23 protein-coding genes are annotated in these 22,298 nt (G+C 65.9%); 17 read left to right on the forward strand and 6 right to left on the reverse strand.

All coding sequences use genetic code 11. The annotated features are described in order from the left end of the window. The 15 genes from M3498_13810 to dctP form a co-directional block, all read left to right on the forward strand. Positions 1-370 (forward strand): fimbrial assembly protein FimA (locus tag M3498_13810; protein MDQ3460353.1); only part of this gene is annotated, 370 nt, incomplete at its 5' end. Positions 371-448: 78 nt separating this feature from the next. Further along, on the forward strand, positions 449-793 hold the full coding sequence (locus tag M3498_13815; protein ID MDQ3460354.1) for a cupin domain-containing protein: 345 nt from the start codon (positions 449-451) through the stop codon (positions 791-793). Between the two features lie 548 nt (positions 794-1,341). Continuing rightward, the gene (locus M3498_13820; GenBank protein ID MDQ3460355.1) at positions 1,342-2,037 is read left to right on the forward strand and encodes an SDR family oxidoreductase; all 696 of its coding nucleotides are present in this window, start codon (positions 1,342-1,344) and stop codon (positions 2,035-2,037) included. An 82-nt stretch (positions 2,038-2,119) separates the two neighbouring features. Next, a complete protein-coding gene (gene trpE / locus M3498_13825; protein MDQ3460356.1) occupies positions 2,120-3,532 on the forward strand; it encodes an anthranilate synthase component I in 1,413 nt (470 codons plus the stop codon). Positions 3,533-3,567: 35 nt separating this feature from the next. Continuing rightward, positions 3,568-4,143 (forward strand): aminodeoxychorismate/anthranilate synthase component II, encoded by a 576-nt coding sequence (locus M3498_13830; protein MDQ3460357.1) that lies wholly within the window; start codon positions 3,568-3,570, stop codon positions 4,141-4,143. 9 nt (positions 4,144-4,152) lie between these two features. Next, entirely contained in the window at positions 4,153-4,368 is a 216-nt protein-coding gene (locus M3498_13835) for a type II toxin-antitoxin system HicB family antitoxin (protein ID MDQ3460358.1), read from the forward strand. Further along, positions 4,365-4,583 (forward strand): type II toxin-antitoxin system HicA family toxin, encoded by a 219-nt coding sequence (locus tag M3498_13840; GenBank protein MDQ3460359.1) that lies wholly within the window; start codon positions 4,365-4,367, stop codon positions 4,581-4,583. The genes M3498_13835 and M3498_13840 overlap by 4 nt, the downstream gene beginning before the upstream one ends. A 45-nt stretch (positions 4,584-4,628) precedes the next feature. Next, positions 4,629-5,135, forward strand: coding sequence for a DUF402 domain-containing protein (locus M3498_13845; protein MDQ3460360.1), 507 nt, complete (start codon positions 4,629-4,631; stop codon positions 5,133-5,135). Continuing rightward, a complete protein-coding gene (locus M3498_13850; protein MDQ3460361.1) occupies positions 5,126-5,977 on the forward strand; it encodes a glycosyltransferase in 852 nt (283 codons plus the stop codon). Before M3498_13845 ends, M3498_13850 begins: the two co-directional genes overlap by 10 nt. Then, complete coding sequence (trpD, locus tag M3498_13855; GenBank protein MDQ3460362.1) at positions 5,967-7,061, forward strand: anthranilate phosphoribosyltransferase; 1,095 nt, start codon at positions 5,967-5,969, stop codon at positions 7,059-7,061. The genes M3498_13850 and trpD overlap by 11 nt, the downstream gene beginning before the upstream one ends. 187 nt (positions 7,062-7,248) lie before the next feature. Further along, positions 7,249-8,145: a pyridoxal 5'-phosphate synthase lyase subunit PdxS gene (pdxS, locus tag M3498_13860; GenBank protein ID MDQ3460363.1), complete on the forward strand. Its 897-nt coding sequence runs from the start codon at positions 7,249-7,251 to the stop codon at positions 8,143-8,145. An 86-nt stretch (positions 8,146-8,231) separates the two neighbouring features. Continuing rightward, entirely contained in the window at positions 8,232-10,397 is a 2,166-nt protein-coding gene (locus tag M3498_13865) for a penicillin-binding protein (protein ID MDQ3460364.1), read from the forward strand. 55 nt (positions 10,398-10,452) lie between these two features. After that, the gene (locus M3498_13870; protein MDQ3460365.1) at positions 10,453-11,391 is read left to right on the forward strand and encodes a P1 family peptidase; all 939 of its coding nucleotides are present in this window, start codon (positions 10,453-10,455) and stop codon (positions 11,389-11,391) included. Positions 11,392-11,421: 30 nt separating this feature from the next. Next, entirely contained in the window at positions 11,422-12,069 is a 648-nt protein-coding gene (gene pdxT / locus M3498_13875; GenBank protein ID MDQ3460366.1) for a pyridoxal 5'-phosphate synthase glutaminase subunit PdxT, read from the forward strand. A gap of 462 nt (positions 12,070-12,531) precedes the next feature. Then, entirely contained in the window at positions 12,532-13,629 is a 1,098-nt protein-coding gene (gene dctP, locus M3498_13880) for a TRAP transporter substrate-binding protein DctP (protein MDQ3460367.1), read from the forward strand. Between the two features lie 56 nt (positions 13,630-13,685). On the opposite strand, the gene M3498_13885 is transcribed toward dctP, so the two are convergent. Continuing rightward, positions 13,686-15,047 carry a TRAP transporter large permease subunit gene (locus tag M3498_13885; GenBank protein MDQ3460368.1) on the reverse strand — a complete coding sequence of 454 codons (1,362 nt, stop codon included), beginning with the start codon at positions 15,045-15,047 and terminating at the stop codon, positions 13,686-13,688. 27 nt (positions 15,048-15,074) lie between these two features. Continuing rightward, positions 15,075-16,031, reverse strand: a complete 957-nt coding sequence (locus tag M3498_13890; GenBank protein MDQ3460369.1) for a TRAP transporter small permease subunit — start codon at positions 16,029-16,031, stop codon at positions 15,075-15,077. Between the two features lie 508 nt (positions 16,032-16,539). On the opposite strand from M3498_13890, the gene M3498_13895 reads away from it, so the two are divergent. Beyond that, positions 16,540-17,928, forward strand: a complete 1,389-nt coding sequence (locus tag M3498_13895) for an FAD-dependent oxidoreductase (GenBank protein ID MDQ3460370.1) — start codon at positions 16,540-16,542, stop codon at positions 17,926-17,928. 117 nt (positions 17,929-18,045) lie between these two features. Continuing rightward, a complete protein-coding gene (serS, locus tag M3498_13900) occupies positions 18,046-19,326 on the forward strand; it encodes a serine--tRNA ligase (GenBank protein MDQ3460371.1) in 1,281 nt (426 codons plus the stop codon). A 76-nt stretch (positions 19,327-19,402) separates the two neighbouring features. On the opposite strand, the gene M3498_13905 is transcribed toward serS, so the two are convergent. The 4 genes from M3498_13905 to M3498_13920 all read right to left on the reverse strand — a co-directional run. Continuing rightward, the gene (locus tag M3498_13905; GenBank protein MDQ3460372.1) at positions 19,403-19,612 is read right to left on the reverse strand and encodes a hypothetical protein; all 210 of its coding nucleotides are present in this window, start codon (positions 19,610-19,612) and stop codon (positions 19,403-19,405) included. Beyond that, complete coding sequence (locus tag M3498_13910; protein MDQ3460373.1) at positions 19,609-19,887, reverse strand: DUF4258 domain-containing protein; 279 nt, start codon at positions 19,885-19,887, stop codon at positions 19,609-19,611. The genes M3498_13905 and M3498_13910 overlap by 4 nt, the downstream gene beginning before the upstream one ends. Before the next feature lie 235 nt (positions 19,888-20,122). Continuing rightward, positions 20,123-21,463, reverse strand: coding sequence for an ABC transporter substrate-binding protein (locus M3498_13915; GenBank protein ID MDQ3460374.1), 1,341 nt, complete (start codon positions 21,461-21,463; stop codon positions 20,123-20,125). A 72-nt stretch (positions 21,464-21,535) separates the two neighbouring features. Beyond that, the coding region (locus tag M3498_13920) for a carbohydrate ABC transporter permease (GenBank protein ID MDQ3460375.1) at positions 21,536-22,298 on the reverse strand (763 nt) is incomplete at its 5' end.

Raw genomic sequence — 22,298 nt, forward strand, 5'->3', positions numbered from 1 at the left:
CATCTTGGTGGTCCGCGCGGCCGGCGGCTACGGCGGCTTCAGTGACCGCTACATCGACCTGCGCGTCGACGACCACGAGAGCCCGGTGCCCGAGCTGAAGCGCCTCCTGAGCTTGCAGCGCCTCTACTTCGAGCGGCCGCAAGGAGAGAACCGGCTCGACATCGCGGGCGAGGTGGAAGAGCGGCTGTTGCGGGTCCTCGAGGCGAGCGGCTACCTCGGGCCCGCGAGGGGCTGGAGCGACGAGGCCGAGCGGGCGCTGCGCGGCTTGGCCGGGGTGGAGAACTTGGAGGAGAGGATGCTCGAGCCCGGCCTGGTGGACCGGGTGGTGCTCGACTACCTGGGGGCGAAGTACGCCAAGGACCGGGCCTGAACCTTGCAGCCGGCCGCTTTGCTGCTTACGGCACTTTAACGCTGGGCCGGCTCGGCGATGATGGACGCGGAGGTCACCATGTCCGACACCACCATCATCAAAGTAAGCTCGAAGCACTCGCCCAAGGGCGAGATGGGCCAGAAGTATCTCGCCCTCGGCAAGAACGTCTCGATGCGGCTCTGGGAGGACGAGCAGCCCAGCGAAGCCAAGCCCGAGGCCGCCCGCGACTACGAGACCGTCGGCTACGTGATCGCGGGCCGGGCCGAACTGCACTTAGAGGGCCAGATGGTCAAGCTCGAGCCCGGCGACTCCTGGGTGGTGCCCAAGGGCGCCAAGCATAGCTACGAGATCCTCGAGGCTTTTACCGCCGTCGAGGCCACCTATCCGCCCGCCGAGGTGCACGGGCGGGACGAGGCAGTCTAGCTGCGTGACCTGTTCCTGCCGGTTCTTGCCGACCCGGAGCGTCGCCTAGCCGCATGAAACCTGCGCCCTGATCGAGGAACGGATAGCAGGTAGAGGAGCAGCCACGGTCGGGCTGGACCGAGCTGGCTGCGGCCAGGTCCGGCTGCTTCGGCCTCGGCCGGCTCACCGCACCGACGAACAAGTTCGGCTTCGCTGTTCGCGGCTGCGCTGTAGAGGTCTGCTATGACCGCTCGAGTTTTCGGAGTCATCCGAGAGTCTTCCTGCTGTATTTCGGGCTGTGATTTAGGCGAAAATTTAGGCGAACCCGTCGCCACTCCGAAAGCGGCTCGGCGCGTGCGCGTAGACCGCGCCTGCTCGGCGTGGTATCGTCCCTACACATTCTCCCGGTGGGGGAAAGCTGGCCGCGCGTGCGCGGCAGACAGAAGCTCGAGGGAGTGCGGATGTACAGCATCGACTTGTCAGAAAAAAAGGGACTCATCTTCGGCCTCGGTAATCAACGCTCGGTCGCCTGGGCGATTGCCGAAAGGCTTCATAAGGCCGGCGCTCAGATGGCATTCAACTATTTGAATGATAAATTCAAGGAAACCATTAGCAGCCTGACCGCTGACTTTCATGACCCCATACTGGTGCAGTGTGATGTAACCAAAGAGACCGATCTCGACGCCATCTTCTCCGTTTGCGAGGAAAAGTTCGGCAAGCTCGACTTCGTCGTTCATTCCGTTGCGCACGCTCCACTCCACACCTTCGACCGACCGTTTTACGAGGTATCAAAAGAGGATTGGAATATCGCTATGGACGCGTCGGCCTACTCGCTGATCTCCATGACCAGGCGCGCTCGCCCGCTCATGACCGAGGGCGGCAGCATCACGGCGATGAGTTTCCTGGCGGGGCAGCGGGTGGTGCCCAAGTACAAGCTGATGGGCATTGCCAAGGCGGCTTTAGAGGCCAACGTCATCTACCTCGCCTACGAGATGGGCCCGCAGAACGTCCGCGTCAACGCCATCAGCGCCGGACCCTTACGCACACTTTCGTCGCGCCCCATTCCCGGCTTCGGTGACATGGCCGCCAAGGGAGGCCGCTATTCGATGATGAAGCGCGGCATCACCCAGGAGCAGGTGGGCGGCCTGGCCCTAAGCCTCATCGCCGACGAGTTGGGCAGCGGCATCACCGGCGAGGTCATCTATGTGGACCACGGCTACCACGCCATGGGTATGCTCTTCGACGAGGCGGAACTCGCCAAATGAACGGGGCTTCTAGAGGTTCGGCGCGAAAGGTGGCGTCGCCGAGCTGAGGCCGGCACCTCGAGCCCTCTTCAGGAGATCCGCTATGGCTATCCAAGCTGTCTACAAGGAAGTTCTGGCCGACCTCGAGACGCCGCTCACGGCCTACCTCAAGGTCGCGGGCCAGCCCTCGTTTCTGCTCGAGAGCGCCATACAGGGCGAGCGCGTCGCCCGCTACTCGTTTATCGGCACGGGCCAAAGGCGGCGGCTCGAGGCGCGCGGCGACGCGCTCATCCAGAGCGGCCCCGAGGGCAGCCGCTCCTTTAGCAGCAAGGACCCCTTGCGCGCGCTCTGGGACATGACCCTGCGCGAGGTGGTGCCGGAACCCGCCCTGCCCGACTTCTGGGCGGGCTCGGTCGGCTACGCGAGCTACGACATCGTCCGCCAGTACGAGACCCTGCCCGACGCCAACCCCGACGAGCTGGGCGTGCCCGACCTGCTCTTCGTCGAGCCCGAGGCGCTGGTGATTTTCGACCATCTCAAGCGGCGGCTCTTCATCGTGGTCGCGTCGGACGCCGGCGACGAAGCCGACCAGGCTCGAGCGCGCGGCGTGGTGGAGGCGCTCTACACCCGGCTGCGCGGTCCCCTGCCGGGCGTGCCGGGCGACCGCAGCGGGCGCCGGGTGGCGTTTACCAGCAACTTCAGCCGCGAACAGTACAAGGCCGCCGTCGACAAGGCCATCGCCTACATCCGCGCCGGCGACGCCTTTCAGCTCGTGCCCAGCCAGCGCCTCACGGCCGAGCTCGGCGTGCATCCCTTGGCGCTCTACCGGGCGCTCCGGGTCATCAACCCGAGCCCCTACCTGGGCTACTTGGACCTCGGCGGGGTGACCTTGGTGGCGAGTTCGCCCGAGAGCCTGGTCAAGAGCGACGGTCGCATGGTCGAGACGCGGCCCATCGCCGGGACGCGGCCTCGCGGCGCCACGCTAGACGAGGACGAGCGGCTGGCGGCGGAACTCTTAGCCGACGACAAGGAGCGCGCCGAGCACATCATGCTCGTCGACCTGGGTCGCAACGACCTCGGCCGGGTGTGCAGGAGCGGCTCCGTCAAGGTGACCGAGCTCATGCGCGTCGAACGCTACAGCCACGTCATGCACATCGTCTCCTCGGTGACGGGCGAACTCGCTCCCGGCAAGACGCCCTTGGACGCCCTGGCGAGCACCCTGCCGATGGGCACCGCCTCGGGCGCGCCCAAGGTGCGGGCGATGCAAATCATCGACGAGCTCGAGCCCGTCCGCCGCGGCCCCTACGCGGGTGCCTTCGGCTACCTGAGCGCTTCGGGCGCGATGGACATGGCCCTGACGCTCCGCACCATGGTGATCGCAAACGGCCGGGTCCATCTCCAGGCCGGCGGCGGCGTGGTCGCCGACTCCGACCCCGAAGCGGAGTACCAGGAGTCGATGAACAAGCTCGCCGCCGTCCAGAAGGCGGTGGAGATGGCGACGGAAGGGCTACAATAATAAAAGACTGAGTGCTGAGTGTTGAGAAGACGCCTATGACAAAGATTCTTGTCGTCGACAACTACGATTCTTTTACCTACAACCTCGTGCAGTATCTGGGCGAGCTGGGCGCGGAGGTGGTGGTGTGGCGCAACGACCAGTTCGAGTTGGGGGACGTGGCGGAGCTGAAGCCCGACGGCATCGTCGTCTCGCCGGGCCCCTGCACGCCCGCCGAGGCGGGTCGGTCGGTCGAGGTCATCAGGCGCTACGGCGAGCACATCCCCCTGCTGGGCGTCTGCCTGGGCCACCAGAGCATCGGCGCGGCCTACGGCGCCAAGGTGGTCCGCGCGCCCGTCATCATGCACGGCAAGACCAGCGAGCTGAGCCACGACGGCACGGGCGTCTTTCAGGGTTTGCCCGAAAAGGTCACCGCCACGCGCTACCATTCGCTCATCGTCCGCGACCTGCCCGAGACGCTTGTGGTCAATGCCTGGGTTTTGGAGGCGGGCGAGCGCGTCGTCATGGGTCTACGGCACAGCGACTATCCCGTCTGGGGCGTGCAGTTTCACCCCGAGAGCATCCTCACAGAGACGGGCCACGCCATGCTCAAGAACTTTCTTGACATCTGCTAGCATGGGAGCATGACGCGCTTTGCGGTCGTTATCGAAAGAGACCCCAGTACCGGACTGTATGTGGGTTATGTTCCCGGTCTCCCCGGAGCGCATTCGCAGGCTGAGAGCCTGGAGGAGTTGCGCCTCAACTTAAGAGAGGTGCTCGAGCTGCTAAAGGAAGATGGCCCCCTTACCTGGCAGAGCGAGTTCGTCGGCGTCGAGCAGCTTCAGCTTGCCGAGGCGTGAGCAAAGTCCCCGTCCTCAAGCCGCGCGAGGTCGTGCGCGTCTTGAGAGACCTCGGCTTTGCCGAGGTCAGGCAACGGGGTTCACACGTGCAATTCAGGCATCTTGGACGGGGCACCACGGTGCCGGTCCACAAGGGACGCGATATCTCGCCTATCCTGCTTGGCATCGCTCAGGACATCGGCGTGACGGTGGAGGAGATGGTGCAGCGCGTATAAGCCTTGAGTTGCCGAACCGCTTGTGAAGCCTGTAGGAAGGCCCTTATGCACTCAGTCACGATTTCCTATCACGACCTCGCTGGCAAACGCCGCATGCGAGTCTCCTCCAGCGAAGAGAACATTTATCCGGTTGACGCGTATACGCTGACGCCCCACGGTCTCTACTTTCGGATTTATTCGGACCAAGGCAGTTGGCGCATGATGCAGGCCCATGTGCTGCCCGAGTTGCACCTGCAAATTGTTAGATTCGACTGGCGAAACGGAATTTCCTGCGATTATGATTACTATTTGGATATCGTGCGCGTAGTTGAACAAGATAGCCGCTGGGTTGTGCGCGATCTTTACCTCGATGTCATTGTCTATGAAGGCTGCAAGGCTACAGTGCTGGACACCGACGAGTATCTGGCCGCCCTGCGTGAAGGGCATCTCGAGCCGGACGAAGCCGAGCACGCGCTCACCGTCACCCACGACACCCTCAACGCGCTTGCCGAGCATAGCTATGCCCTCGAGCCCTACCTGGCGTCGCGCGGCATCATGCTGACATGGACCTAAGCGTTATCACCGTGACCCACAACCGCTTGGGGCTGCTCCTCAACAAGCTCGAGTCCTTGCGCGCGCAAACCTTGGCGCCCGAGCGCTTCGAACTCGTCGTGCTGGTGAACGGTGGGGTGGACGGTACGCTGGGGGCCTTGGAGGCGGCCGACCTGCCCTTTGGACTCAAGGTGCTCTACCAGCAGGAGAACCTGGGCAGCGCGAAGGGCCGCAACCTGGCGGCGCGGGAGGCCGAAGGCGACATTCTGCTCATCAGCGATGACGACTGCATCTTGAGCGAGCGGGTGCTCGAGGAGCACGTAAAGGCCCACGCGCGCCACCCCGACGCCGTCGTCATCGGCCCGACCCGCTTGGCGGAGAGCTACCGCGAGGGAGGGGTCAAGGAGCCCTTCGAGGGCCAGCCCAACCTGGGCGGCCGGGCCCTTTGGATTCACGCCACCGGCACCAACACCAGCCTGCCCAGAGCGGCCTTTAGAGCGGTGGGCGGCTACGACGAGACCTTTTCGGGCTACGGCGGCGAAGACCCGGCCTTAGCGCTCGAGCTGCGCGCGCGCGGCTTGAGCTTTTATTTTGCCAAGGACGCGGTGGTCTATCACCTGGGAAGACAGCTCACAGGCGACTTCGAGGCTCGAGCCTTTTCGGCGGGCCGGGCGCAGTGGCGCATCTACGAGCGGCATCCCAGCTTGGGGGTCGGGGTCATGCTCGGCGTGCATCCCGCCCTGCTCGGCCTCAAGCGCCTGCTCTTTAGCGACGCGGTCGCCCCGTACATTTCGCATCCCCGTTATCGTTTCGAGCGCGCCTATTATAGAGGCGCGGTGGAGGAGAGACGCCATGCCCGATAAAACCCAAAGTTCCGTAGCCGACCCCTCCCAGGACGCCTCCCCCTCCCAAGACGCCTCCACGGTAGACGTGTCCGCCCTGCTCGGCGAGCTCTTCGAGGGCAAGACGCTGTCGCGCGCCGAGGCCCACAGGGTGATGGGCAGCCTCATGGACGGCCTGCTCAGCCAGATGCAGGCGGCGGCACTGCTGGCGGCGGTGCGGACGAGGGGCGAGACGGTCGAGGAGATCGTCGGCTTCGCCGAGGCGATGCGCGAGCGGGCGGTGCGCGTGCGCGTGCATACCGACGGCCCCTTGCTGGATACTTGCGGGACGGGCGGCACCGGCATCGACACCTTCAACGTCTCCACCGCGGTCACCTTCGTCTTAGCGGCGGCGGGCGTCAAGGTCGCCAAACACGGCAACCGCGCGGTCACCCGGCGCTCGGGCGCGGCGGACGTCTTAGAGGCGCTCGGGGTCAGGCTCGAGCAGAGCCCCGAGCGCCTGGCGCGGAGCATCGAGGAGCTCGGCCTGGCCTTCCTTTTCGCGCGCGCCCACCACCCGGCGATGAAGTTCGTCAGCCCGGTGCGCGCCGACCTCAAAGCGCGAACCATCTTCAACTCGCTGGGGCCGCTGACCAACCCCGCGGGCGCCAACCGCCAGCTCATGGGCGTCTACAACCCGGCCCTGACTCATACGCTCGCCCAGGTCCTGGCGGGCCTCGGGCTCGAGCGCGCCCTCGTCGTCCACGGGGGCGGTCTCGACGAGCTCACCGTGAGCGGCGAGAGCCGGGTGAGCGAGCTCAAGGGCGGCTCGGTGACGAGCTATACGCTGCATCCCGAGGAGGTGGGGCTCAGGGTGTCGCCGCTGGGGGAGGTGGGTGGCGGCTCCCCCGAGGAGAACGCCGTCACCATCCGCGCCCTGCTCGGCGGTGAACTAGCGGGAGCCAAGCGCGACATCGTCGCCCTGAACGCCGGGGCGGGTCTCTACCTCGCCGACAGGGCGGCGTCGGTAGGAGACGGCGTGAGCCAGGCGCAGGACATCCTGGGGTCGGGCAGGGCTTTGGCGACGCTTCGGGCCTTCGTGGCCTTCAGCCGGGCTAACGGCTGAGACCTTCTCGAGCTTTGTTGCGCGCCGCGCCGACCTGCTCTTGCGAATAGGGCAGAATAGACTGTTACAAGGTTACAGGGCTCATACAAGGTTACAGGGCTCACGGTGGCCGGCATTCACCAGGCGTTATTTCAAGAGGCTAAATACAAGAGGCTAAATTTCAAGAGGCTAGCGCGGGAGGACGAAGATGAGCGACAACGGAAAAGTCACAGGCAGTTTGCGGGTCAAGACCGGCTTCGCCGAGATGTTCAAGGGCGGCGTCATCATGGATGTGGTCAACCCCGAGCAGGCGAGGCTCGCCGAGGACGCCGGGGCGACCGCGGTGATGGCCTTAGAGCGGGTTCCCGCCGACATCCGCGCCCAGGGCGGTGTCTCGCGCATGTCCGACCCGGACATGGTCGAGGGCATCATCGGCGCGGTGTCGATTCCGGTCATGGCCAAGGCTCGCATCGGCCACTTCGTCGAGGCGCAGATCCTCCAGGCGCTAGGGGTGGACTTCGTCGACGAGTCCGAGGTCCTGACGCCCGCCGACGAGCAGTATCACATCGACAAGCACGCCTTTACCGTGCCCTTTGTCTGCGGCGCGAGAGACCTCGGCGAGGCGCTCAGGCGCATCGGCGAGGGCGCCAGCATGATCCGCACCAAGGGCGAAGCGGGCACCGGCAACATCGTCGAGGCGGTGCGTCACGCGCGCACCGTCTTAGGCGGTATCCGCGCCCTCCAGGCGAGGCCTCGCGACGAGCTGATGACGGCCGCGCGCGACCTGGGGGCGCCCTACGAACTCGTGCTCTACGTCCACGAGCACGGCAAGCTGCCGGTGGTGAACTTCGCCGCCGGCGGCGTAGCCACTCCCGCCGATGCCGCCCTGATGATGCAGCTCGGCCTCGACGGCGTCTTCGTCGGCTCGGGCATCTTCAAGTCGGGCGACCCCGCCAAGCGCGCCCAGGCCATCGTCAAGGCGGTCACCCACTATGGCAACCCCGACATCTTAGCGGAGGTGTCGCGCAATCTGGGCGAGCCGATGGTGGGCATCAACCTGGACACGCTGCCTCGAGAAGAGCTGCTGGCCTCGAGGGGCTGGTAAAGCTGTTCCCTGGGTCCTTCCGTATTCTGCGGTATAGTTTCTCTGTGAAGGATTTAGGGTGAAGGATTTAGGGTGAAGGGTTCAGCGTGAAGATTCTCCAGGGTGTCTTTCTGGTCTTTATCAGCGTCGTCTTGTCGGTGGGCAGTTTGATCATGGCCTCGGCCTTCAAGTGGTCGCAGGAGTTGCCCGATCTGAGCGCCTTGGACGAGCTCGAGTTCACCTCGACCTCGCAGATCTTCGCGCGCGACGGCCAGCTCATCGGCGAGATCGTGCCCTTGGGCCGCGACGGCGCCAACACCGACCGCATTCCGGTCGGCTTGGACGAGGTGTCGCCCGCCGTCATCGCGGCCATTCAGGCCTCCGAAGACGACTCCTTTTACCGCCACTACGGCTTCGACCCCAGGGCGATTCTCTACGCGAGTTACCTGGAGCTCACCGGCCAGGGCGGGCGCGGCGGCTCGGGCCTCACCATCCAGCTCGCCAAGAACGTCTTTTTCAGCGACATCGCCACCGAGCGCACCCTGGAGCGCAAGGTCAAGGAGCTGATGGTGGCCATCGAGCTCGAGCGCCGCTACACCAAGGCCGAGATCATGCAGCGTTACATAAACGAGGTGCCCTGGGGCTTCAACCTGCACGGCGTCCACTCGGCGGCCAAGGCCTACTTCGACAAGCATCCGAGCGAGCTCAACTTGGCCGAGGGGCTCTACCTGGCGCGCCTCCTGCCGGCGCCCAGCATCACCTACAACAACTTCGCGGCGACGCGGCGGGCCATGCGAGGAGTGCTCGACAACATGGTGGCGCGCGGCTACGTGAGCGCCGCGGCGGCCGAGCGCGCCTGGCGCTACGACCTCCAGCCCAGGGGCTGGCGCGTCCAGTACGACGAAGAGGGCAACGTCGTGGGTGAGCCCGAGCGCACCGACGAGCGCATCCGCGTCGCCACGAGCGTCAGCTCGGACCTGGCGCCGCACGTGTCCTATGTGGTCCGCAACGAGCTTTCCCAGCGCTTCGGCAACAGCGTGATCTTCGGTTCGGGCGGCCTCAGGGTCTACACCACCATCGACGTGCAGGCCCAGGAGGCGGCCAACCGCGCCTCCTTGAACGCCGAGGTGCCGCCGGGCGCGCAGCTCGCCATCGTCGGGCTCGAGCCCGAGACGGGCGAGATCCTGGCCATGGTCGGCGAGAAGCTGGTGCCGGGCCGCAGTGCCGGCGAGACGCTCAACCGCGCCACCGGCTCGTACCGGCAGCCCGGCAGCTCGTTCAAGCCCATCGTCTACGCGACGGCCATCGAGACCGCGGGCTACACCCAGGCCTCGGTCCTGGTCGACGAGCCCATCACCATCCCCGTGCGCGACCAGCCGGACTGGCAGCCGCAGAACTACTACGAGCGCTTCTACGGCATGCAGACGCTCCGCGAGCACCTGAACCAGTCCTACAACATCCCGGTCGCCAAGCTGATCATGGCGGTGACGCCCGAGGCCGTCTTGATGCGCGCCCAGGAGCTCGGCTACGGCGCCAACATCCGTCCCTATCCTTCGATGGCCTTGGGGGTCTTCGAGGTCACGCCGCTCCAGCACGCCAGCGCCTTTGGCGCCTTTGCCAACGGCGGCGTGTGGGTCGAGCCCCAGCTCATCTCGCGCATCGAGGACGCCGACGGCAACGTGCTGTGGCGCGCGCCGCGGCGTGAGACCCGCGTCTGGAGCGAGCAGACCGCCTACGTCATGCTCGATATGCTGCACGCCACCGTGACCGAGGGCATCGGCGCGCGGGCGGCCATCGAGGACCGCTGGGTGGCCGGCAAGACCGGCACCAGCCAGCGCGATCGCGACCTCTGGTTTGTAGGCATAACGCCGGGCATGACCGCGGCGGTGTGGATCGGCCGGGACGACGACACCCCGCTGGTGCGCGCCGACGGCAGCCGCGTGACCAGTTCCCTGGAGCCTGCCGTCATCTGGCGGCAGTTCGCCGAGCACGCCTTGCGCGGCGTGCCCCCCAGGGAGTTCGCGGTGCCCGAGGGGATCGAGTTCTACGCCATCAACCGCGAGACCGGGCTCGCCGCGGACGCCAACTCGGCGCGCGTGGCCTTCGTGAGCGGCACCGGGCCCAACACCAGCGCCTCGCTCCTCGCCCGGACGCCTCAAGGCATCAGCATCCCCGTGGACCGGACGACGGGTCGGCGCGCCACCGCCGAGACCGACCGCAGCCATGTCGAGTGGCGGCAGATCGACCCCGGCGAGATCGACCGCTACCAATGAGCTTCGCGCTGGAAGGTTGCAACCTTCCAACCTTCCAACCTTCCAACTCTTTCTTATGCCAACCAACCCCAGCCTGACCGCGATAGAGGGGCTTGAGGTCGGCCACTGGACCGACAGCGCGGCGCAGACGGGCTGCACGGTTATCCTCTGCCCGGAAGAGGGCTGCGTCGCCTCTGGTGACGTGCGCGGCGCGGCGCCGGGCGGGCGCGAGACGGCCTTGCTCGAGCCCGAGAAGACCGTCGAGCGAATTCACGCCCTGGTGTTCTCGGGCGGCAGCGCCTTTGGCCTCGCCGCGGCGACGGGCGTGATGCGTTACCTCGAGGAAAGAGGCGTCGGCTTCGAGACAGCTTACGGCCGGGTGCCCATCGTGCCCGCGGCGGTCATCTACGACCTCAACATGGGCTCGGCGCGCGTTCGGCCGGATGAGGCCGCGGGCTACTACGCCGCCCGGCAGGCCACGGCGGAACCGGTCGCCAGCGGCCGCTTGGGCGCGGGCGCGGGCGCGAGCTGCGGCAAGCTCTTCGGCTTCGAGTACGCGCAGCCGAGCGGCCTCGGCAGTTCTGCTGTGGAGGTGGGGGGCGCCACCCTGGCCGCGTTGGCCGTGGTCAACCCGGCCGGAGACATCGTCGATCTCGAGGGTGAGGTCGTCGCGGGCGCGGCCGGCCCGGACGGCTCGAGGCCCAAGGGCGGCAGCATGACCGGCAACATGACCGGCAGCGTCATCCCCATCGGCAACACCACGCTGCTCGCCATCGCTACGGACGCGCCCCTCAGCAAGGCGCAGTGCAAGGCGCTCGCCAGCAGCGCCCACGCCGGCATCGCCCGGGTGACGCGCCCATCCCACACCGTAGGCGACGGCGACACCAGCTTCGTCCTCAGCACGGGGCGCGGCGCGGCGGCCCCGCTCATGCTGCTGTCGATCGCCGTTCAGGAGGTCGTGGCCGCCGCCATCTTGAGGGCCGTGAGAACTGCCCACGCCGGCGTCGCCTCCTGAGGGTCACCACCCTCGCAGGAGCAGGTTTGGATGCGCGACCGACGCCTCGCCGCAGCCGGCCGCGATAAGATGCGGCTCATGAGGATCGGTGTCCTGGCGCTGCAAGGCGCCTTTCGGGAGCACAGGCAGGCCCTTCAGAGGCTGGGCGCGGAGGTCGTCGAGGTCCGGCTGCCCGGGCAGCTCGAGGGCTTGCAGGGCCTGGTCATCCCCGGCGGCGAGTCGACCACGATGGCCAAGCTGCTCAGGGCCTACGACCTCGAGGAGGCCCTGAAGGCCTTTTACAGGGGCGGCGGCGCGATCTGGGGCACCTGCGCGGGCGCGATTGCCGTTGCCAGGGACATCGAGGGCTTTCCCGAGCAGCCGCGGCTCGGGCTCATGGATATCGGGGTGGCGCGCAACGCCTACGGGCGGCAACGGGCCTCGTTCGAGACCGAGCTCGAGGTGGCGGGTTTGGACGGCCCTTTTCGCGCCCTCTTCATCCGAGCGCCGCGCATCGTCCACAGCGGCCCGGAACTGCGGGTGCTGGCGTCTTATCAGGGCGACGCCGTCATGGTGGCGGGAGAGCGGCTCATGGCGACGGTCTTCCATCCCGAGCTGAGCGGTGACGACCGCGTGCACGCGTATTTTCTCGAGTGCGTCGTGAAACCCAAGCCCACGGGTCGCTACCCGGGGCGCTAGATGCCCACGCCTCGCAGCAGGAAGTAGAGGATGATAAAGACGACGATCACCCCGAGGCAGCCGCAGCCGCCGCCGAGCCTCCGGGCACCCCAGCCAGCCAGGAAAATACGAAGTAGTCCGCGCATAGCTCTCTCCTTTGTGGGCCGGGCCAGTGCCCGCTCCGTCTACACCTTTATCTGAGACACCAGATATCTGAGACACCAAGTATCTGAGACACCAGGTATCTGAGCCACCAGAAGTGCAATCGGCCCAAGATAACGCACCCACGGCACCGAATTCTTACAGAGCCTTTAGCGCTTAGCCTGTAGAGCTGAGCCTTTAGCTCTCGGCCTCGAGTCTGATCGCTTGCCGCGCTACTGCAAAGACCCCGTCGGCTTCAGGAGCGGGCGCCGCTCCCTTGTAAACCTGTGCGGACACGCCTTATACTGACGATGGTTCTAAAACCACGTTGGGAGGATGGGAATGAAACGTCGTGATTTCCTTAAAAAGGCCGGTTTGGCCGCGGCGGCCAGCGCCACGCTCTCGCCGCGGGTGTTCGCGCAAAACCGCGACCGCCGGTTTCGCTTCGAGATGGTGACGTCCTGGCCCACGTCGCTCGATACCCTCTACGGCAGGGCCACCGCGACCGCCGATCTCCTCAGGGAGATGACGGAAGGCGACCTCGACATCGAGGTATTTCCGGCGGGCGCGCAAGTGGGCGGATTCGAGGTCTACGACGCGGTGTCGAGCGGTGCCTTCGCGATGGGCAATACCGCGCCCTACTACTACATCACCCGGCGCCAGGCCCACGGCTTCTTTACCGCCATGCCCTTTGGCATGAACGCCCAGCAGCATAACGCCTGGCTCTACGACGGCAACGGCCAGGAACTCTGGAACGAGCTCAACGAGCCCGACAACCTTATCGCCTTTGCCTCGGGCAACACCGGCACGCAGATGGGCGGCTGGTTCCGCCGTGAAATCAACACCGTCCAGGACCTGCGCGGCCTCACCATCAGGACGCCCGCCCTGGGCGGCCAGGTAATGGCGCGCGCCGGGGCCACCGTCGAGAACCTTCCCGGCGGCGAGATCTATCTGGCCCTGGAGACGGGCCGCATCGACGCGGCCGAGTTCACCGGCCCGCACGACGACGAGATCCTCGGCTTCCAGAACGTCGCCGACTTCTACTACGGCCCCGGCTGGCAAGAGCCCGGCGCGGCGCTCTGCAACTACATCAACCTAGACGTGTGGAACGACCTTCCCACCGACATCCAGGCCGCTATCCGCATGGCCTCGCAAGCGGCCAACGTGCAGCTCCTGGCGGAATACGACGCCCGCAACTTCGCCGCGCTCGAGCGCTTGGTCGCGGGCGGTACCCAGGCGCGCACCTACTCAGACGAGATCATGACCGAGCTGAGGCGCGTGACCGATGAGCTCCACCAAGAGCACATCGCGGCCGACCCGCTCTACGCCCGCATCTATGAGGACTGGAGGGCCTTCAAGACCTCCGTGCGCGAGTTTCACCGCATCGGCGAGTACGCCTTCTCACGCTTCATCTACGAGGTCGATCAGGCCCAGTCCTAGCTGGCCTATAGGGGCGCAGTAGGGGCGCAGCATGCTGCGCCCCTACAGGCTAGGGCCTAGCGCGCCAGTGACGGCAGCCAGGTGGCGATCTGCGGGAAGAGGACGAGCAGCAAGAGAGCAAAGAGCTGAATGCAGACAAACGGCACGATGCCCTTATAGATGTCGGTGGTCTTCACCCCTTTGGGCGCCACGCCCTTCAAGTAAAAGAGGGCGAAGCCGAAGGGCGGGGTGATGAACGAAGCCTGCAGGTTCATGGCGATGAGCACGGCGAACCAAATGGGGTCCAGACCGAAGCTCCCGATGGCGATGGGCGCGATGACCGGCACTACGATGAAGGTGATCTCGATAAAGTCGATGAAAAAGCCCAGGATGAAGATCACCAGCATGGTGAAAAAGATAAAGCCGAGCTCGCCGCCGGGCAGGGTGAGCAAAAAGGCGTCCACCACCTGCGGGCCGCGCAGGGCGCTGAAGACCATGCCAAAGGCGGTCGCGCCCACCAAGATGATAAACACCATGCTGGTCAGCTTGACGGTCTGGTCGAGCACGTCCCGCAGGTTTCGCAGGTTGAGCCTGCGGTTGAGGAGCGCCAAGAGCGTGGCGCCGACCGCGCCCATCGCCCCGGCCTCGGTCGGCGTGGCGACACCCAAAAAGATCGAGCCGAGGACGATCAGCATGAGCCCTACCGGGGGGATGAGGCCCTTCAATACCTTGAGCGCCAGCGCGCTTCCCCGCAAGGTGCGCGCCTCGGGCGGCAGCGCCGGCGCCTCCTCGGGTCTGGTGACGGCGACGAAGACGACCCAGAGCATGAAGAGGCCGGCCAGCATGAAGCCGGGGATGAAGGCGCCCAGAAAGAGCGCCCCCACCGAGACGCCGATGGTATCGCCCAGGATGACTAAGACGATGCTCGGCGGGATGATCTGGCCCAGCGTGCCCGAGGAGGCGATCACCCCCGTGGCCAGGCCCTTGGAGTACTTGTACTTGAGCATGACCGGCAGGGCCAAGACGCCCATCGTGACCACCGAGGCGCCGACCACGCCCGTCGAGGCGGCGAGCAGCGCGCCGACGGCCACCACCGAGATCGCCAGGCCGCCGCGTAAGGAGCCGAAGAGCATGCCCATCGTCTCCAGGAGCTCCTCGGCCAAACCCGACTTTTCCAGCATCACCCCCATGAAGACAAAAAAAGGCACCGCCACCAGGGTGTAGTTCTCCATGATGTTGAAGATGCGGTTGGGCAAGATGCCGATGCGGGCGAGGGGAAAGACCGGGTCCCAGGGCAGCTCGAGGCCGAGCATGGGCAACGCGTCGCTGCCGATCAGGGTAAAGAGCACCGCCGTGCCGCCCAGGCTGAAGGCGACGGGATAGCCCAGAATCAACAGAAAGATGGCGCCCATGAACATCCACAGGCCCAGATACGCCATCACAGGAGCTCCGTCATCGGTACTCCACTAGAGCGCTTCCGTCTTTTCGGTGATGGAGGTGTGGTCCAAACCGTCCTCTTGGCGCTCGAGCTTGCCGGCGAGGAAGGCGATATTCTTGATCGTCTCGCTGACGCCCTGCAGCAAGATGAGCAAGAAGCCCACCAAGATGAGGGTCTTGGCCGGGTAGAGGGGCAGGCCGCCGGGGTTGGGGCTGATCTCGAGCACCTGCCAGGAGCGCATCACGAAGGCGTGGCTGAGGTAGAGGCCCAAGAGGCAAAAGGGCGTCAGCATAAAAAGGGCGCCGACGATGTCGACGACCGCCTTGGCGCGCGGCTTCAGGTTCGAGTAGATGAGGTCCACGCGCACGTGGGCGTCCTCCTTGAGCACAAAGGCGGCGGCCAGGAGGAAGGTCATGTTGAAGAGAAAGATCTGCAGCTCGCGGAAAAAGTTGGCGCCCGCCACCTGCCCGCCGACGCTGCGGCCCACATAGCGCATGACGACGTAGCTCGCGCCGATGGCCACCATCGCCAAGGCCACCCAGTACATGAGCCCACCGAGCCGCGTCGTCAGCCAGTCGATGCCGTAAGCGACCTTGAGCGCGCCCACCGAGCCCAGCAAGACCAGCGGCGCCGCTGCGAGCGCCAGGACGAAGCCGGCGGCCATGACGCCGAAGAGGTTGTTGCCGAGCTGAACCCACAAGAGGACGAGCAGCACCAACGGCAACAGCCCGGCGACGAGGCCGAAGGGCGCGTCGCGCCGCCCCAGCAGGGCCGTCAGCGCGGTCAGCGCCGCGAACGCAGGCACGAAGTAGATGAGATAGCTCGAGTAGACCGGGCTGCCAGGCAGCGCCAGGTAGGGCAGGAACGCATTGGGGAGGCCGACCGCGCGGTAGCCGGGCACGGCTACGCCGTCAAAGGCAAACCAGGGCAAGAAGAAGGCGACAAACAGCCCCAGCGAGGCCAGGATTTGAGGCCACCCTTTCACCCGCTGCTCCTCGCCCACAGAACCGTCATCTCGCGCCTCCCGCGCTGGCCCTAGCCTCGGCCTATCCTCACGGTCGGGCAGAATTGCCGACCAGGACCGCGTCGATACCCGGTCCTGGTCGCTACTAAGCCCTCCGTTGGCTGCATCCTATCCTTAACAAAAACCAAAGTCAACGCGTAGGGCGGGCGATCCGGCCTCTCATCGCGCCGCGTCGTCGGTACGGCTTAGAGGGCGCTAGCCACTCAAAGAGCCGTCAGCGCTCATGGTCAGCGCTCAGCGTTCAGCAAGACTCCAGCGAAGAGACATCCGCGCCGACCGCAGCTAGCCGACCAAGCCTGCGGCAGAGGATCAAGGGTCGTCTCGAGAGGCGCCCAGCGGCTGTAGGGCCCAGCCTGCGCTGCCTGCTCGGCTGCTACGATTTGAATCTGGGTTCAAGATTTCAGAGTTCCGATACGACCGAGCCCTTAGGATAGTAGCTTGCTGGATCAGGAGGAGGCGCTCAGAACGCATGGCCGAGGCGGTGACCGACTACGACGTGATCATTATCGGTGGAGGGCGGGTGGCGGTGCCTTTGGCGGCGGCGCTGTCCGCCGCTGGTATGCACGTCGCGGTCGTCGAGCGCAAGCGCCTCGGCGGTTCCCATGTCAACTTTGGCCCCACCCCGACCAAGGCGGCCCAGGCTTCGGCGCGGCTCGTCTACCAGGCGCGGCGGGCGGAGGCTTTCGGGCTGCGTATTCCTGCCGTCGAGGTGGATCTGGAAGCGGTGCTCGAGGCGGCCGAGGTCTGTGCCTTGCAGCAGTACGACGAGGAGATGGCGCGACTTCGCGAGCTGCCCGGGGTCGACCTGCTGAGCGGCCACGGTCGGCTGACGGGCAAGCGGGGCAGGGCCTTGCTGGTGAGCGCCGATGGCCGCAGGCTCAGGGCGGACCAGGTGGTGATCGATACCGGCAGCCGCAGTAGCCTTCCCCCGCTCGAGGGCCTAGGCACCGTTCCTTACGTCCACGCGGGCAACTGGCTGGGGCTGCGCAGCCTGCCCGAGCACCTCGTCATGGTCGGCGGCGGCTTCGTGGGGCTCGAGATGGGCCAGTTCTACCGGCGGCTGGGCGCCCAGGTCACCGTCTTGCACCGCGGCGACCACGTGCTGCCCAAGGAAGACGCCGACGTGGCCGCGGCCTTGCAGCGCCTGCTCGAGGACGAGGGCATGCGCTTCGAGCTCCGCGCCGAGGCGACGGCCGTCGAGTGCCGCGAGGACGGCGTGCGGCTGCACTACGAGCAGCGCGGCCGGATGAAGACGGTTAGCGGCAGCCATCTCTTCGTCGCCGCCGGAAGAAAGCTCAACACCGACGACCTCGGCTTGGAAACCGTCGGGCTGGCCCCCAACGAGGAGGGCTTCATCGAGGTGGACGAGACGCTCAAGGCGAAAGTCCCCGGCCTGTGGGTAGCCGGAGACGCCAGAAGCGGCCCCTCCTACGCTCACAGCGCCTACGACGATCACCGGGTGATCGCCGCGCGGCTCACCCGCGCGTCGCTGCGGACGGCGGAGCAGGTGGTGCCCTACGCGGTCTTCACCGATCCCGAACTCGGCCGGGTCGGCATGACCGAGTACGAGGCCCGCCGCACCGGGCAGAAGGTCGAGGTGGTCGTCTATGACATGGCGAGGAGCCGCCGGGCCAGCGAACTGCGCGAGACGCGCGGCTTTATCAAGCTCGTCGTCAACGGCGCGACCAAGCAGGTTCTGGGCGCGGCGGTGCTCGCTTACCGCGGCGCGGAACTCGTGCATTCCTACCTGGACCTCATCAACGCCGGCCTGCCCTATCGCCTGATTGGCGACGCCATCTACATCCACCCCACGCTCCAAGAGGCCGTGCAGGGCGCGGTGGCGATGCTCGAGCCCTGAGGTGCCCTTGCGTCCGGTCCCCTTGCAACCGGTCCCTTCGCAATCGGTCCCCTGCATCCGGTCCCCTGAAGTCCGGTGGGCTCCCGCCGGGGCGCGTTTTCAGGTAGTCTAGCCTCTATGCTGGACGTCAAAACCATCCGCGACCACGAGCAGACCGTGCGCAGAGCGCTGCGCGCCAAAGGCCTGGGCGAGGCGGGGAAGGTCATCACCGACATTCTCAGCCTCGACGAGGAGTTCCGCCTGCTGCGCGGTGACTTGGAGAGCAAGCAGGCCAGGCGCAACAGCGCCAGCAAGGAGATCGGCCTGTTGAAGCGCCAGGGAGGTGACGCCGAGGCGCTCATCCGCGAGATGGGGGTTCTGAGCGACGAGGTCAAGCGCTTGGAGGAGCGCAGCCGCTCGCTCGAGGGCCGTCTGAACGAGCTCCTGCTCGAGGTGCCCAACCTGCCCCACGAGTCGGTGCCCTACGGCGAGAGCGAACACGACAACGTGGTCGTCCACGAGCACGGCGAGCGCCCCAGCTTTGCGTTCACGCCCAAGCCCCATTGGGAGCTGGCGGCGGCGCGCGGCTGGATCGACCTGGAGGCGGGCGTCAAGGTTGCGGGGGCGGGCTTTCCGGTGTTCAAGGGCGGCGGCGCGCGCCTGCTGCGCTCGCTGATTCAGTTCTCGCTCAACACGCTGGCGGATCAGGGTTACCTCGAGGTGGCGCCACCCCTTCTGGTCAATGCCGCGAGCGCGACCGGCACGGGACAGCTCCCCGACAAAGAGGGCCAGATGTACGGGGTCACGGACGGCTTCTATCTCATCCCGACCTCGGAAGTTCCGGTGACGAACTTGCACCGGGGCGACATTCTCGACGGAGCCCAACTGCCGCTCAAGTACACGGCCTACAGCCCTTGCTTCCGCCGTGAGGCCGGCTCCTACGGCGCGCACGTGCGCGGCGTCAACCGCGTTCACCAGTTCGACAAGGTGGAGATGGTGCAGCTCACCCATCCGGGCAAGAGCTACGAGGCCTTGGAGGAGATGACCGAACTCTCGGAGAGCCTGCTGGAGAGGCTCGGCCTGCCTTACCGGCGGCTGCTGCTCTGCACGGGCGACATGACCTTTGCCGGCGCCAAGACCTACGACCTCGAGGTCTGGAGCGCCGGGCAGGAGAGGTGGCTCGAGGTTTCGAGCGTCAGCAACTTCGAGACCTTCCAGGCCCGGCGCTTACAGGCGCGCTTTCGTGACGGCGGCGTCCAGGGCAAGGGCAAGCCCGAACTCGTCCACACCCTGAACGGCAGCGCCTTCGGCATGGTGAGGCTCATAGCGGCGCTGCTCGAGCACTACCAGAACGAAGACGGCAGCGTGACGGTGCCTGAGGTGCTCAGGCCCTACCTTGGCAGCGACAGGCTGACCTAGGACTCGAAACCATCGCTTTCGAGCGCCGAGCCGGCAGGCTTCACCTGGGCTGGTGGTGGCGCCCCTGCCCCTCGAGCTAAGCCTTTACCCGCTGCCCGTATTCCGCTATCATCTCCCTGACTCTTGGGAGCAACTCGACGGGCACGGTAACTACAGACTGCTCGCCGCTCGCAAAGGCGGCCTCGTCTTCGAGCGCCGCCTCCTCTTCGCTTTGGTTCTCGTAGTGCTCGAGCACACGGCGTACCCTGGCCTCGTCCCAGCCTTCAGGCGGTTTTGCTGTCTTCATGCTCTTCTCCCTTTTTGGCGCCGGCGGAATGCCGCCAGGGGTTTTCCCTTCAGCTCGTATGCCGTGATGACGAACATTCCCTGTGGCTCGGGCACATAGATGACTTTGAGGTAGCGACCGCTCTCGGTTTGGCCCACGGAAACCCGTGCGCCTTCCTTGCCCGCATAATCCTCAACAGGACTTTTCAAGACGGCTTCAACCTCATCTTCGTCCACATTATGCCGCAGGATGTGGGGCAGGCCTGTGTCGGCGTCGATGTAGAAGCGCACCGCCATGTGAGGAGTGTAGCGCATTAGTGGCATCGAGCGCCAGGGAGTGCCTTTGGTATGGTTGCTCGAGCACTACCGGAACGAAGACGGCACGGTGACGCTGCCCGAGGTGCTCAGGCCCATGATGGACAGAGAGGCTCGAGTAGCTGCGCTGGCACAAAAAAAGAGGAGCGGGTGGTTTGCCCGCCCCTCGGCTTTTGCTCGAGAGTCTTAGTGCTCAAGGTCTTAGTGCTCGAGAGTCTTACTGGCCCGCCAACTCCTCGAGCTGCTCGTCTAGGATGTCGTTGGCCTCTGCGTTGAGGGCCTCCAGGGTGCTCGTCACGTCGGCGCCGCCGATAATCCGCGCCACCGCCTCCGAAACGCGGCCGCGCACGAAGTCATAACCGGGCACGGGCGGCTCCGAGATGCCGTACTGGAGCAGCTCGAAGGCGGCGGCGTAGGTGGGGTTCTGCTCGAGGTAGTCGGCCGCGGCCGCGGCCGAGCTCCGGCGCACCGGGAAGTAGTTCGAGGCGGTCGCCCACTCGGCCTGGACCTCGGGCGAGGTGTAGTACTTCAGGAAGACCCAGGTGGCCAGTTGCCTTTCCGGGCTGCCGGTGTCGGGCATGCTGACGCTGGCGCCCTGGATGTTGGTGACCGGCTCCGGGGTGGTGTGCGGCACGGTGGCGACGCTCCAGTCGTGGCCGGTGCCCGCCGCGACCGCCTCTTCGTAGAAGGGCAGGCCCGACGACGAGCCCACCGTGAACATCAGCGTGCCCGCGCCGAAGTCGGTCTGGTCGCCATACTGCTCCGCGACGGGGCTGACGCAGCCCTCTTCGACCATGTCCTGCAAGAAGGTCATCGCTTCGATGGCCGCGGGGTCGTCGTAGGAGTAGCGGTTGCTCTCGTAGTCGTAGACGTTGCCGCCGAAGGCGAAGACCCAGGAGGCGAAGTTGCTGGCGCCGGTGTCGAGCTGGTAGCCCTGGCTGACGCCCGTCGTGTTGCGGCTAAAGGGCGCCCTGGCGGCGGCGCAGGCCATCTCGCGGAACTGCTCTACGGTCTCGGGCGGGCTATCAAAGCCGAGTTCTTCCAACCAGTCGAGGTTGTAGTAGAGCACGTCGACCGAGCGGTTGGGGGGAAAGCCCAAGCGGGCGCCGCCAAAGGTCGGGAAGATGTCCTGCTGCCAGAAGCCGGGGAAGAAGTCGGCGATCTCCTCTTCCGTCAGCCCCCACTCGGGACTCTCGACGAGCGAGGCCATGTCGATGAGGCCGTCGGCGAGCTGGTAGGTGGCGGCCTGGTTCTGGTAGGCCACCACCAGGTCGGGCACGTCGGGCGTGCCCAAGCGCACCAGCATCTGGTTGAAGATCTCCGGGTAGTTGCCCTGGTACTGGGCGTCTACGGTGATGCCGTGCTCGTTTTCCTCGTTGAAGGCGTTGATGATGCCGGTGAGGACCTCTTCGCGGGGACCGGTATGGTTGTGCCAGAAGGCCACCGTCTGACCGCTGGGGTCTACCTCGGTCCAGGGGTCCGCTTGCGCGGTCGCCGCGGCTAGAGCTAGGACCAGGCCGAGGCCCAGCAGCGCACGTGCCATTCTTGATGCGTTCATCTTTTCTCCTTTCGTTCCCGAACGATATCGGGCTGAGGTCATGGGGGTATCAGCTTCGCGGGCCTCGCTATCTTACCCCTTGAGGCCCGAGGAGGCAAAGGCGTCGGTGAACTGCTTTTGGGTCAGAAAGTAGACCACCAGGACCGGGAGGATGGTGATCAGCGAGCCGGCCATGATCAGATGCGTCTGCGGGCCGGCCTCGGAGTTGAAGCGGTAGAGGCCGACCATCAGCGGCCGCCAGGTGTCGGTCGAGGTGACGATGAGCGGCCACATGAAGGCGTTCCACGAGGAGATGAAGGCGAGCAGCGCCACGGTCATGATCGGCGCGGTGCTCATCGGCACGACGATCTGGAGGAGAAAGCGGAGGTGGCCCGAGCCGTCGATGCGGGCGGCGTCCCAGAGGTCCCAGGGGATGCGCGCGAAAAACTGTCTGAGCAGAAAGATCATAAAGGCGCTGGCCATGAAGGGAACCGTGAGCGCCTGGAGGGTATTGACCCAGGAGCCCCAGGGGATCACGTCGCCGCGGATGATCAGGAAGTTGGGAATCAGGGTGACCGCCTCGGGGATCATCAGGGTGGTCAGCAGCAGGGTGAAGAGGACGTTGCGGCCGAAGAACCGAATGCGCGCAAAGGCGTAGCCCGCCAGGACCGAGGTGACGAGCAGCCCCGCGATGGTGACGGTCGTGATTATCACGGTGTTGACGAAGTAGCGCTGAAAATTGGCGCCTTGCCAAGCTTCGGCGTAGTTGCCCCACTGCGGCGTACTCGGCAGGAGCTGGCGCTGGAGGGTCTCGCCGAGCGTCATGAGCGAGGTCACGGCCATCCACAAGAGCGGC

The sequence above is a fragment of the Deinococcota bacterium genome, from assembly GCA_030858465.1.
In the GTDB taxonomy this organism is placed as follows: Bacteria; Deinococcota; Deinococci; order Deinococcales; family Trueperaceae; genus JALZLY01.

Coding starts and splice junctions, on each gene's coding strand:
- M3498_13815 (MDQ3460354.1), top strand. CDS start 449: ATGTCCGACACCACCATCATCAAAGTAAGCTCGAAGCACTCGCCCAAG.
- M3498_13820 (MDQ3460355.1), top strand. CDS start 1,342: ATGGCATTCAACTATTTGAATGATAAATTCAAGGAAACCATTAGCAGC.
- trpE (MDQ3460356.1), top strand. CDS start 2,120: ATGGCTATCCAAGCTGTCTACAAGGAAGTTCTGGCCGACCTCGAGACG.
- M3498_13830 (MDQ3460357.1), top strand. CDS start 3,568: ATGACAAAGATTCTTGTCGTCGACAACTACGATTCTTTTACCTACAAC.
- M3498_13835 (MDQ3460358.1), top strand. CDS start 4,153: ATGACGCGCTTTGCGGTCGTTATCGAAAGAGACCCCAGTACCGGACTG.
- M3498_13845 (MDQ3460360.1), top strand. CDS start 4,629: ATGCACTCAGTCACGATTTCCTATCACGACCTCGCTGGCAAACGCCGC.
- M3498_13850 (MDQ3460361.1), top strand. CDS start 5,126: ATGGACCTAAGCGTTATCACCGTGACCCACAACCGCTTGGGGCTGCTC.
- trpD (MDQ3460362.1), top strand. CDS start 5,967: ATGCCCGATAAAACCCAAAGTTCCGTAGCCGACCCCTCCCAGGACGCC.
- pdxS (MDQ3460363.1), top strand. CDS start 7,249: ATGAGCGACAACGGAAAAGTCACAGGCAGTTTGCGGGTCAAGACCGGC.
- M3498_13870 (MDQ3460365.1), top strand. CDS start 10,453: ATGCCAACCAACCCCAGCCTGACCGCGATAGAGGGGCTTGAGGTCGGC.
- pdxT (MDQ3460366.1), top strand. CDS start 11,422: ATGCGCGACCGACGCCTCGCCGCAGCCGGCCGCGATAAGATGCGGCTC.
- dctP (MDQ3460367.1), top strand. CDS start 12,532: ATGAAACGTCGTGATTTCCTTAAAAAGGCCGGTTTGGCCGCGGCGGCC.
- M3498_13885 (MDQ3460368.1), bottom strand. CDS start 15,047: ATGGCGTATCTGGGCCTGTGGATGTTCATGGGCGCCATCTTTCTGTTG.
- M3498_13895 (MDQ3460370.1), top strand. CDS start 16,540: ATGGCCGAGGCGGTGACCGACTACGACGTGATCATTATCGGTGGAGGG.
- serS (MDQ3460371.1), top strand. CDS start 18,046: ATGCTGGACGTCAAAACCATCCGCGACCACGAGCAGACCGTGCGCAGA.
- M3498_13905 (MDQ3460372.1), bottom strand. CDS start 19,612: ATGAAGACAGCAAAACCGCCTGAAGGCTGGGACGAGGCCAGGGTACGC.
- M3498_13910 (MDQ3460373.1), bottom strand. CDS start 19,887: ATGGCGGTGCGCTTCTACATCGACGCCGACACAGGCCTGCCCCACATC.
- M3498_13915 (MDQ3460374.1), bottom strand. CDS start 21,463: ATGAACGCATCAAGAATGGCACGTGCGCTGCTGGGCCTCGGCCTGGTC.